The sequence below is a fragment of the Weissella cibaria genome (genome assembly GCF_004521965.1).
Classification (GTDB): Bacteria; Bacillota; Bacilli; order Lactobacillales; family Lactobacillaceae; genus Weissella; species Weissella cibaria_A.
In genome coordinates this window covers 1-11186 of record NZ_SDGK01000050.1, presented here as the reverse complement: position 1 = coordinate 11186, position 11186 = coordinate 1, and the positions used below count along the sequence as shown (strand labels likewise).

General features: G+C 45.1%; 11 protein-coding genes. All 11 read left to right on the top strand.

Going from position 1 to position 11186, the window contains the following annotated elements; translation table 11 throughout:
• The first annotated feature begins 280 nt into the window (after window positions 1-280).
• The 11 genes from tgt to EST42_RS06890 all read left to right on the top strand — a co-directional run bounded on the left by tgt (window position 281) and on the right by EST42_RS06890 (window position 11083).
• Window positions 281-1426 carry a tRNA guanosine(34) transglycosylase Tgt gene (gene tgt / locus EST42_RS06940; protein WP_134644809.1) on the top strand — a complete coding sequence of 382 codons (1146 nt, stop codon included), beginning with the start codon at window positions 281-283 and terminating at the stop codon, window positions 1424-1426.
• 35 nt (window positions 1427-1461) lie between these two features.
• Entirely contained in the window at window positions 1462-1821 is a 360-nt protein-coding gene (yajC, locus tag EST42_RS06935) for a preprotein translocase subunit YajC (protein ID WP_134644808.1), read from the top strand.
• Between the two features lie 76 nt (window positions 1822-1897).
• Window positions 1898-3016 carry a DNA polymerase IV gene (dinB, locus tag EST42_RS06930; protein WP_134644807.1) on the top strand — a complete coding sequence of 373 codons (1119 nt, stop codon included), beginning with the start codon at window positions 1898-1900 and terminating at the stop codon, window positions 3014-3016.
• Between the two features lie 116 nt (window positions 3017-3132).
• Complete coding sequence (locus EST42_RS06925) at window positions 3133-4083, top strand: DHH family phosphoesterase (protein WP_134644806.1); 951 nt, start codon at window positions 3133-3135, stop codon at window positions 4081-4083.
• Window positions 4083-5441 (top strand): DEAD/DEAH box helicase, encoded by a 1359-nt coding sequence (locus EST42_RS06920; RefSeq protein ID WP_134644805.1) that lies wholly within the window; start codon window positions 4083-4085, stop codon window positions 5439-5441. The genes EST42_RS06925 and EST42_RS06920 overlap by 1 nt, the downstream gene beginning before the upstream one ends.
• 103 nt (window positions 5442-5544) lie before the next feature.
• Window positions 5545-6681: a glycerate kinase gene (locus EST42_RS06915; protein WP_134644804.1), complete on the top strand. Its 1137-nt coding sequence runs from the start codon at window positions 5545-5547 to the stop codon at window positions 6679-6681.
• 320 nt (window positions 6682-7001) lie between these two features.
• The gene (gene alaS / locus EST42_RS06910) at window positions 7002-9650 is read left to right on the top strand and encodes an alanine--tRNA ligase (protein ID WP_134644803.1); all 2649 of its coding nucleotides are present in this window, start codon (window positions 7002-7004) and stop codon (window positions 9648-9650) included.
• 42 nt (window positions 9651-9692) lie between these two features.
• The gene (locus EST42_RS06905; protein ID WP_010369780.1) at window positions 9693-9944 is read left to right on the top strand and encodes an IreB family regulatory phosphoprotein; all 252 of its coding nucleotides are present in this window, start codon (window positions 9693-9695) and stop codon (window positions 9942-9944) included.
• Between the two features lie 64 nt (window positions 9945-10008).
• Window positions 10009-10443 (top strand): Holliday junction resolvase RuvX, encoded by a 435-nt coding sequence (ruvX, locus tag EST42_RS06900; RefSeq protein ID WP_134644802.1) that lies wholly within the window; start codon window positions 10009-10011, stop codon window positions 10441-10443.
• 12 nt (window positions 10444-10455) lie between these two features.
• Window positions 10456-10740 carry a DUF1292 domain-containing protein gene (locus tag EST42_RS06895; protein WP_134644801.1) on the top strand — a complete coding sequence of 95 codons (285 nt, stop codon included), beginning with the start codon at window positions 10456-10458 and terminating at the stop codon, window positions 10738-10740.
• Between the two features lie 64 nt (window positions 10741-10804).
• Window positions 10805-11083 (top strand): DUF1292 domain-containing protein, encoded by a 279-nt coding sequence (locus EST42_RS06890; RefSeq protein ID WP_134644800.1) that lies wholly within the window; start codon window positions 10805-10807, stop codon window positions 11081-11083.
• Window positions 11084-11186 lie beyond the last annotated feature (103 nt).

Genomic DNA, 11186 nt, shown 5'->3' with positions numbered 1-11186 from the left:
AGAGCACCTGCCTTACAAGCAGGGGGTCACAGGTTCGATCCCTGTAACGTCCATATTGAAGCCACCATTTATTGGTGGTTTTTTTGTATCGGTAATTAACCTATATTAGTGATAAAACTGACACAAAAACACCGTATCTCACAATTAATATTGAAATTGTGCGTAGTCTGGGCATTCTTTCTGATATAATTGTATTTGGCTAGTTTTTTCGAGCGGTCGAAAAGAACATCAAGATAGAAACGATTGCTACCGAGGTTTGGTAGAGGGAGGAAGTCACATCATGTCTGATTATGCTGTGAAGTACGAGCTACTCCACGTGGAAAAGCACACTGGTGCACGTTTGGGTAAAATTACAACCCCCCACGGTGAAGTCATGACACCAATGTTTATGCCGGTTGGTACACAAGCCACGGTTAAGAACGTGTCACCTCGTGAACTAAAAGAAATCAAGTCACAGTTCATTTTGTCAAACACGTACCACCTATGGGTTCGCCCAGGTGACGTGTTGATTGCCGAAGCTGGTGGTTTGCACAAGTTTATGAATTGGGATGGCCCAATTCTAACTGATTCAGGTGGCTTCCAAGTGTGGTCATTGTCAGAACGCAACAACATTAAAGAAGAAGGCGTGACCTTCCGTAATCACGTGAATGGGGAAGAAATGTTCCTATCACCTGAGGTTGCGATGCGCATTCAAAATAATTTGGGTTCTGATGTCATGATGCAATTGGATGAAGCAATTCCATACTTTGAAACGTATGATTACGTGAAGAATTCAGTTGAACGAACATCACGTTGGGCTGAGCGTGCTTTAGCTGCCCACCGTCGTCCGGAAGATCAAGCACTATTTGGTATCGTGCAAGGTGCCGGTTTCCGTGAGCTTCGTAAGCAGTCTGCTTCAGATCTTGTTTCGCTTGATTTGCCTGGATACGCCGTTGGTGGACTGTCTGTTGGTGAAACCAAGGAAGAGATGAACCGTGTGCTTGACTTCACGGTGCCATTCCTACCCGAAAACAAGCCACGTTATTTGATGGGTGTTGCAGCACCCGATTCTTTGATTGATGGTGCTATCCGCGGTATTGATATGTTCGATTCTGTGCTACCAACACGTATCGCACGCAAGGGAACCTTGATGACGTCGAAGGGCCGTATCGTGATTACGAATTCGAAGTATAAGAATGACTTTTCACTAATTGACCCTGAAACGGAAGACTACGGTTCACAAAACTTTACTAAGGCGTACTTACACCACTTGTTTAAGGCCGACGAATTGTATGCGCAAAACATTGCGTCTGTTCACAATTTGCGTTACCTATTGAAGTTGATGGAAGATATGCGTCAAGCAATTTCTGAGGATCGCTTACTTGAGTTCCGTGAAGAAGTCATGGAAAACTACGGGTACAAGAATCCAAATGCACGCTTGTTCTGACTATTGCTAAATAAATCCTAGAGGAGTGTACTACTATGAGTGCCAATGTTTTGATTTTGGTCGTCTTCGTGGCGGCGATGTACTTTATTATGATTCGCCCACAACAAAAGGCCCAGAAGAAGCGCCAAGAGATGATCAACACGGTTCAACCAGGTGCCGAGGTTGTGACTATCGGTGGTTTGCACGGTAAGATTGCTGCCGTTGATAATAAAGCAAAGACATTTGATTTGGATGCTGAAGGTGTTATTTTGGTATTCGAATTGTCAGCAATTCGTCAAGTTGTCAAGGCAGCTCCAGCTGTTGCTGAAGCACCAAAGGCAGAAACGGCAACTGATGAAATCGTCGATACGACAGCTGATGTTGTGGCAGACGAAAAGTCAGACGACGCAAAGTAATAGATGAAAGAGCCTGAGCAGATAGTTCTCAGGTTCTTTTTTGTTATGGATTTTAAACGAAAGGAGTGTGGGGGAGATGGCTGATTTACTAGAAATTCCGGTGCAATTACATACTGACCGGCAAATTTTACATGTTGATATGGATGCCTTTTATGCGCAAGTCGAAACGCGAGATAATCCTGCGCTTGCCGACGTTGCTTTAATTTTGGCACGTGACCCACGGCAACATAGTGGCCGTGGTGTGGTTGCTACAGCTAACTATAAAGCACGACAACTTGGTGTCCATTCTGCAATGAGTGCCGCCGAAGCACTTCGATTAGCGCCAGATGCAATTTTCTTGACGCCAAATTTTGAAAAATATCGGACCGTGTCAAATCAGGTACATGAAATTTTTCACCGTTATACCGACAAAGTGGAACCAATTGCATTAGATGAAGCTTATTTAGATGTAACAGAAAATAAAGTTAGTATTGATAATCTTGTTGCGTTAGCCCATACCCTACAACAAACTATCTATGAAGAACTGCAATTAACCAGTTCGGTCGGGGCATCGTTTAATAAGTTCTTGGCAAAACTATCATCTGAACATAATAAACCAGCCGGTCTGACTGTTGTTCGGGAGGCAGATGTTCGGTCTTTCTTAGATGCATTGCCAATTGAGGAGGTCCGTGGGGTTGGTCAAAAGACGGCAGAACGAATGCGTGACCTGGGTGTCACAACTGGTGCTGATCTTTATGCCATGGACCAAACGACATTGACCCAACATTTTGGACGGATGGGATATGACTTTTACCGACGAATCCGGGGTGTTGATGACCGACCAGTTGAATGGCAACGTGAGCGGAAATCAGTTGGCAAAGAACGAACCTATGGCCCGTTTTTGGATAACGAAGAGAAAATCATGGCCGAACTAAAGCGGCTGGCCGTACTTTTAGAAAGCTCGCTACAGAGAAGGTCGCTACACGGCAAAACCTTGGTATTAAAGATACGTGATGAAGACTTTAATACGGAAACACGTCGAACAACTCAGCCAGACTATTTACCAAATGACGCGACCGAGTTTGAGCGTTTAGCAGCAGACATTTGGGAAGAATTAGGTGGATATCAAAAGCCGATTCGCCTCTTGGGGCTAACCATGACGAATTTGGCACCACTTACCTTTGAAAATATTTCCCTGAATCTGTATGATAACTAATCTAATCGCGTAATTACCGCGGTTTTCTGCTATACTTATTAAAGTAGCGGGTGGTAGCCCCAAACTGTTAACGTTGCGAGCAACGTTTGTAAACTAGATAGAATTGAGATTGAATCATGACAGCGCAAACAGCAATTCTAGCGCAAATTAAGGCAGCGGACACGATTATTATTCACCGTCACCAACGCCCTGATCCAGATGCCTTTGGGTCACAATTTGGCTTGGCGGAGTTAATTAAAACGTCGTTCCCTGAGAAGCAGGTTCACGTTGTGGGAAAGCAAGTTCCTAGCATGACTTGGATGGGTGAGATGGAGCAAATTCCAGACTCACTTTATGATGATGCATTGGTAATTGTGACAGACACAGCAAATTCACCACGTGTAGATGACCGTCGTTTCGACTACGGTAAGGTGTTGGTTAAGATTGACCACCACCCAAATGAGGAGCCATATGGCGACTATACGTGGGTGATTGAAGGTGCTTCATCTACGTCGGCGATGATTTTTGCCTTCTATAAGGAATTTGAAGACGAATTGACTTTGTCAGATGCAGGTGCCTCATATTTGTATGCTGGTATCGTTGGAGATACGGGTCGCTTCTTATACGCGACTAATTCTGAAACGATGCAAGTTGTCGCTGATTTGATGAAGTTTGATTTTGATTGGTTTAAGATTAATCAACAAATGGATACCATCTCAGTTGAAGCTGCCCGGGCTTCTGGCTATGTCTATAACAACATGGTCACAACCGATAACGGCTTTAATTACATTATTTTGACGAACGAAGTTGTTGAAAACTTCAATCTTGGTGATTTTGGGACGGCCTTTATTGTCCCATTACTTGGAAAGATTAACACAGTTAAGGCCTGGGCTGTTTTTGAACAGCAAGTTGATGGCTTTTTCCGTGTCCGACTACGTTCACGTAACACGGTGATTAACGAAATTGCAAAGCGCCACGGCGGCGGCGGACACAAGTTTGCCTCGGGGGCTTTTGCCAAGGATATTGATGAAGTCCATGAAATTATTCGTGAAGCCGATGAAACATTGAAGGAGCAAACAGAAGCATAATGGCTAAGTTTACTGACTACAACTTGCGCCCAGAAATTTATACGGCGTTGGATGAAATTCGTTTCACCACACCAACGAAGGTGCAAGAACGCTTGATTCCCGTTGTGATGCAAGGACGTTCCGTTGTGGGACAATCACAAACTGGATCAGGTAAGACACACACATTTTTGATTCCAATTTTCCAAAAGTTTGACCCAACTGCTCAAAAAGTGCAAGCCGTGATTACCACGCCTTCTCGTGAGTTGGCACAACAAATCTACGCGGCAGCCAAGCAATTGGGTACAGGTTTCCTGGCTGACCAACAGCCACGCATTGGCTTGTATGTTGGTGGAACCGATAAGGTCCGCCAAATGCACCAATTGGAAAGTATACAACCACAAATTGTTATTGGAACACCAGGTCGTATCAAGGACTTGTATACGGCAGGTGGGTTGGATATCCACACAGCATCAGTTTTGGTTGTCGATGAAGCGGATATGACCATGGATTTGGGCTTCCTACCAGAAGTTGATGCAATCGCGGGTGCAATGCCAGAAGATTTGCAAATGATGGTCTTCTCAGCTACGATTCCACAAAAGTTGCAACCATTCTTGAAGAAGTACCTAACGAACCCTGTTGTGGAAGAAATTCCAACAGAAACCGTTATCGCCCCGACGATTACTAACTTGTTAGTTGGTACGAAGGGAATGAAGAAGGATGACTTGGTTTACGAGTTATTGACAATGGGAAACCCATACATGGCTTTGGTTTTTACTAACACGAAGGAACGTGCGCGTGAGTTAACCAAGTCATTACGAAGCCGTAGTTTGAAGGTTGCTGAAATCCACGGTGGTATCCAACCACGTGAACGTAAGCGTACCATGCAACAAATCCAACACTTGGACTATCAATACGTTGTGGCCACTGACTTGGCTGCGCGTGGTATTGATATCCCTGGTGTATCGTTGATTATTAATGATGGTATTCCAACGGAACTTGAATTCTTCGTGCACCGTGTTGGCCGTACTGGTCGAAACGGTATGGAAGGAACGGCTATTACGATTTACAACCCAGATGAAGAAGAACGCGTGCAAGCGGTCGAAAACATGGGTGTGACATTTGAACCAATGACTTACTCACATGGCGAGCTTAAGCCTGGTTATGATCGTCGCCGTCGTAAGCAACGTTCAAAATCAACTGTTAAGCTAGACCCAACGATGATTGGTTTGGTTAAAAAGAAGAAGAAGAACGTTAAGCCTGGTTACAAGCGTCAGATTAAGTCTGCGATTGCCCGTGATGCAAAGTACAAGAAGCGTGTTGAGGAACGTCAATCACTTCGTGCCGCACGTAAGGCTAAGAAAAAGGCTAACAACAAGTAAAAAACAGGCTCGCATGCAATTGTCAGTGTGGGCCTGTTTTTTGTGCTGGCTTGATTGATTTCGGTTGATTTTCAGGCTAGGATTAAAGGAACGAGGAATTGATATGAAATTTGTAATTGCACCAGATTCATTTAAAGGTAGTATGACAGCAAAAGAGGCGGCTCTGGCCATTCAAGTTGGCTTGCAAAAAATTTATCCAGACGCGGACTATGAATTGGTCCCGATGGCTGATGGTGGTGAAGGTACTGTTCAGTCACTAGTTGATGCAACGGACGGTGACATTATCGCTGTTGATATACAAAATCCGTTGGATGAAACGGTGACAGCCTTTTATGGTGTTCTAGGTGATGGTCAAACGGCTGTGATCGAAATGTCAGCCGCTTCAGGTATTCAATTCGTGACAGAGGAAACGAAAAATCCTCTGATGGCGACCACGTTTGGCACGGGACAATTGATCAAAGATGCGTTGAATCGCGGGTTGCGTCGCTTCATCGTCGGACTTGGCGGTTCTGCCACAAACGATGGCGGTGCCGGCATGGCTGAAGCGTTGGGTGTCCGGTTCTTTGATGAAAATGGGCAGCAAATCGCCCGCGGTGGTGCGACCTTAGCACAGCTATCTAAGATTGATATGAGTCACATTGATCCGCGCGTGGCCGAGTCTGAATTCTTATTGGCTTCAGATGTCACGAATCCACTTGTTGGTGAAACTGGTGCGTCGGCTGTCTTTGGACCACAAAAGGGTGCAACACCAGCGATGGTGGCTGAACTCGATGCGGCTTTGACAAATTATGCCAAGGTGATTAAGACACAACTGGGTATCGATTTAGCTAACACACCGGGGGCGGGCGCTGCCGGCGGACTCGGAGCTGGTATGTTGGCGTTCACACAGGCTGCGATGCAATCAGGCATTAGTTTGGTTGTTGCAGCGACTGCGTTAGTCGTCAAAGCCGCCAATGCGGATGTCGCATTCGTCGGCGAAGGTGCGATTGATTTTCAAACGCAGTACGGTAAGACCCCAATGGGAGCAGCTCAAGCGATTAAACAAGCCTCACCAGATGCGAAGGTCATTGGCTTGGCCGGATACGTTGGGGATGGTATTGAGACGTTGTATGATTTGGGAATTGATGCGGTGTTTAGCATTGTGCCGGGTGCAGTTGATTTGCCGACTGCAATGAAGGTTGGTGAGGCAAATCTCACACGGACGGCTGAAAACATCGCGCGATTGCTAAACACCAAATAACTTTTACAAAAACATTTCAAGCAAACAAAAACGGTTATTAGAAGTTCTTAATATGTTACAATAATGAGTAAGGATATATCATTTATGGTTTGAGAGCCAACAGAAACGTTGTGGATGATGTAAACAACGCTCAACCTTTTCTGATGCTACCTTCATAGCTGTTTGTGAAAGCAAACCGTGCGCCAGCGTTAACGGCATTCAAAGAGGTAATGATGCAGACTATCATTGCAAGCAGAGTGGTACCGCGTGTAGGCGTCTCTGTTTTTGCAATGGAGGTCTGTTTTTTATTTTAGATATTTAATTTAAGCGAGGATTGGAAGATGAAGCCATTATCATCAGCTGAGATCCGTGATATGTTTTTGCGTTTCTTCGAAAGCAAGGGACACAACATTGAGCCATCTCAATCATTGATTCCAAAGGATGATCCAACATTGTTGTGGATTAACTCTGGTGTCGCAACGTTGAAGAAGTACTTCGACGGTTCAGTTGTACCTGAAAACCACCGTATTACGAACGCGCAAAAGTCAATTCGTACGAATGACATTGAGAACGTTGGTCACACGGCCCGTCACCACACGTTGTTTGAAATGATGGGGAACTTCTCAATTGGCGACTACTTTAAGCCTGAAGTTATTCCTTGGGCTTGGGAATTATTGACGAGTCCAGAATGGTACGGTATGGACCCTGAAAAGCTGTACGTGACGGTTTACCCAAATGATACTGAAGCCAAGGAAATCTGGTTGAACGTTGTGGGGTTGCCTAAGGACCACTTGTACGAAGAACCAGATAACTTCTGGGATATCGGTGAGGGACCTTCAGGACCAGATACGGAAATTTTCTATGATCGTGGTGAAGAATTTAACGCCGACGATGTCAAGGAAAACTACCCTGGTGGTGAAAACGAACGTTACTTGGAAATTTGGAACATCGTGTTCTCGCAATACAACCACTTACCTGGTTTGACTGACAACAAGGATTATCCTGAGTTGCCACACAAGAACATTGATACGGGTATGGGACTCGAACGTGTTGTCTCTGTTTTCCAAAATGCCAAGACCAACTTTGAAACGGACTTGTTTTTACCAATCATCCGTAAGACGGAAGCGATGTCAGGTCAATACAAGTACGGTGATGATCCTGAAAAGGACATCTCATTCAAGGTTATTGCTGACCACGCCCGTGCCGTAACATTTGCAATCGGTGATGGGGCTTTGCCATCAAATGAAGGTCGTGGTTACATCATCCGTCGTTTGCTTCGTCGTGCTGTTTTGCACGGTCGCAAGTTGGGGATTGATAAGGTCTTCTTGAAGGACTTAGTCCCAGTGGTTGGTGAGATTATGAAGTCTTACTACCCTGAGGTTTTGGCAAATGCGGACTACATCGCATCGATTGTCGAAGCTGAAGAAGTCCGCTTCAATAAGACGTTGGCGGACGGTTTGTCATTGTTGGACGGTGTCATTGATGAAGCAAAGGCTAACGGTGGTGTTATCGACGGTGCGGTTGCCTTTAAGATGTATGACACGTATGGTTTCCCATACGAGTTGACGGAAGAATCAGCGGCTGATTCTGGCTTGACAGTTGACCGTGCTGGCTTCGACGCTGAAATGACTGCCCAACAAGAACGTGCCCGTGCCGCTCGTGGTAACACAGCTTCAATGGGTGTTCAAAATGCCTTGTTGACAGATTTGAAGACAGAATCAACCTACGTTGGTTGGTCAGAATTAACAGTTGATGCCGCTAAGTTGACAGACCTGATTGTTGATAATGAATCGGTCGAGTCAGCTAAGGATGGTCAAGCCGAAGTTGTCTTCGACGTGACGCCATTCTACGCTGAAATGGGTGGTCAAGTGGCTGACCGCGGTGTTGTCATTAACGCAGCTGGTGAAGTAGTCGCTGAAGTCATTGATGTACAAAATGCGCCAAATGGCCAACACTTGCACACATTGCAAGTTAATGCAGAAATCAAGGTCAGCGAGACGTACAAGCTCGATGTTAACCGTGCGTACCACGCAGCGGTTTCAAAGAACCACACGGCAACTCACATGCTCGACCAAGCTTTGCGTAATATCTTAGGTGAACACACAACCCAAGCCGGTTCATTGGTTACTGAAGATGGTTTGCGTTATGATTTTACTTACAACGGCGCTGTTTCAGCAGAGAAGTTGCAAGAAATTGAAGATTTGATCAACGCTAAGATTATTGAAAACTTGCCAATTTCATGGGTCGAAACGGATATCGAATCAGCTAAGAAGTTGGGAGCTGTCGCAGTCTTTACTGAAAAGTATGGCGAGAAGGTCCGTGTTGTCTCAATCGGGGACTTCAACGTTGAGTTTGACGGTGGAACACACGCTAATTCAACGGCTGAGTTGGGGATGTTTAAGATTGTCAGTGAACAAGGTACGGGTGCCGGTGTGCGTCGTATCGAAGCGGTGACAGGTCAGGGGGCAATGAACTTGTTCAAGCAACACGATGCTTGGTTGAACGAAGCAATGGCCCAAGTTAAGGCACCAAAATTGTCAGAAGTTAACGATAAGATTGCGGCTTTGCAAGCGCAATTGAAGGTTGCCGAGCGTCAAGTGGCTTCATTGGAGCAAAAGTTGGCCAATCAAGCTGCCAATGCTGCTTTCAACGATGTACAAACAGCTGGCGACTTTACGTTTATCGCGACTGAAATGGCCGTTGAATCAATGGATGCGTTGCGTGCAACAGCCGATAACTGGAAGCAAGCAACGCCATCAGATGTGTTAGTTTTGGCTGCTAACTTGGGTGAAAAGGTTAACTTGTTGGTTGCTGCTTCACCAGACGCGATTGCTAAGGGTGTTAAGGCTGGTGATTTAATCAAGGCCATTGCACCAGCTATTGGCGGTGGTGGTGGTGGTCGCCCAGACATGGCCCAAGCGGGTGGTAAGAACCCAGCGGGTATTGCAAATGCATTTACGCAAGCAGCAGAGTGGTTGTCTGTAAAGTAAACTTGCATTTTTATTGAGGGGAACCTCGGAAGGAGGTTGAAAATGACTTCATTAGATAATACAGCTGTCTTTGATTTTGGTAATAACCAAGAACACGACGTACGTAAGACACTTGAGATTGTGTACGCGGCGTTGGAAGAAAAGGGTTACAACCCAATCAACCAAATTGTTGGTTACTTGATTTCAAACGATCCAGCATATATTCCACGTGTAAACGATGCGCGTAATTTGATTCGCAAGTTTGAACGTGATGAAATCATTGAAGCGTTGGTTAAGGATTACTTATCTAAGTAATTTGGTTGAGAAATTCCGAGAGATTTAAGAGAAATTTTAATCCAGAAAGAAGAGGTCAGATAATATGGGGCGCGTAATGGGTCTAGATGTCGGATCACGCACAGTTGGTGTGGCAGTATCTGACTTGCTCGGTTGGACAGCACAAGGTGTTGAAATCATTCGCATCAATGAAGATGAGAAAGAATTTGGCATTACGCGCATGAAGGAGTTGGTGGCACAATTCCAACCAACGGGGTTCGTTCTTGGGTTGCCAAAGAACATGAATAACACATCCGGTCCGCGCGTCGATGCCGCGCGTGCATATGGTGATTTGTTGACGGAAACATTTGGCTTGCCAATTGATTTTCAGGATGAGCGCTTGACGACGGTTGAAGCAGAACGTATGCTTGTTGAAGAAGCTGATGCGTCTCGTAAGAAGCGTAAGCAGGTTATTGATAAGTTAGCGGCGGCTTTGATTCTCCAAAATTATTTGGATCGCAAAGGACCACTTGTAAAGTAAGAGGTAAACATAATGGACGAAGAGCAAGACATTATCACATTGGTTGACGACAACGGCGATGAGCAACTTTTCGAAGTGCTATTTACGTTTAAGTCAGAAGATTTTGGTAAGTCGTACATTGTCTTGTACCCAGCAGGGGCAGGCGAAGATGAAGAAGTTGAAATGTTAGCATACATTTTCGACCCTGAAGAGACGTCTGCGTCTACTGAAGGTGGTTTGACGCCAATCGAAGACGACGCAGAGTGGTCAATGGTTGAAGAGCGTTTGAACCAATTCTTGGATGAGCAAGAAGACTAATGTTTTAGTACAATTAATGACCGATGATGCATCGGTCATTTTTTGTTAACGAAAGGACGTAAAAATGAACGACGCAGAATTGTTCGTCTTAACTGACGAGGACGGCAACGAACACGAATTTATTGAGTTGTTCTCTTTCGACTCAGAAGATTTTGGTAAGTCATACATCATCCTTGGCCCTGCAGACGCAGCGATGGATGGGGATGAAGAAGTTGGTATTATGCCATTCATCTATAATAAGGATGATGAAGAAGGTGTGTTGCAACCAATCGAAACTGACGCAGAATTTGATATGGTTGAAGAAGTGATGAACACGATCTTTAACGATCCAAACCTACAATAATTATGATTAAGACTGATCCCGATGAGAAATTGGGACCAGTCTTTTTTTGGCTCTATGCCAAATAGCGTTGGTCGACAATGAATTTGAAAATTAACGCGATTTG

Bases quoted from the DNA above. Each gene is read 5' to 3' on its own strand.
- EST42_RS06890 (WP_134644800.1), top strand. From the start codon at position 10,805: ATGAACGACGCAGAATTGTTCGTCTTAACTGACGAGGACGGCAACGAA.
- alaS (WP_134644803.1), top strand. From the start codon at position 7,002: ATGAAGCCATTATCATCAGCTGAGATCCGTGATATGTTTTTGCGTTTC.
- dinB (WP_134644807.1), top strand. From the start codon at position 1,898: ATGGCTGATTTACTAGAAATTCCGGTGCAATTACATACTGACCGGCAA.
- EST42_RS06905 (WP_010369780.1), top strand. From the start codon at position 9,693: ATGACTTCATTAGATAATACAGCTGTCTTTGATTTTGGTAATAACCAA.
- yajC (WP_134644808.1), top strand. From the start codon at position 1,462: ATGAGTGCCAATGTTTTGATTTTGGTCGTCTTCGTGGCGGCGATGTAC.
- EST42_RS06915 (WP_134644804.1), top strand. From the start codon at position 5,545: ATGAAATTTGTAATTGCACCAGATTCATTTAAAGGTAGTATGACAGCA.
- EST42_RS06925 (WP_134644806.1), top strand. From the start codon at position 3,133: ATGACAGCGCAAACAGCAATTCTAGCGCAAATTAAGGCAGCGGACACG.
- EST42_RS06920 (WP_134644805.1), top strand. From the start codon at position 4,083: ATGGCTAAGTTTACTGACTACAACTTGCGCCCAGAAATTTATACGGCG.
- ruvX (WP_134644802.1), top strand. From the start codon at position 10,009: ATGGGGCGCGTAATGGGTCTAGATGTCGGATCACGCACAGTTGGTGTG.
- tgt (WP_134644809.1), top strand. From the start codon at position 281: ATGTCTGATTATGCTGTGAAGTACGAGCTACTCCACGTGGAAAAGCAC.
- EST42_RS06895 (WP_134644801.1), top strand. From the start codon at position 10,456: ATGGACGAAGAGCAAGACATTATCACATTGGTTGACGACAACGGCGAT.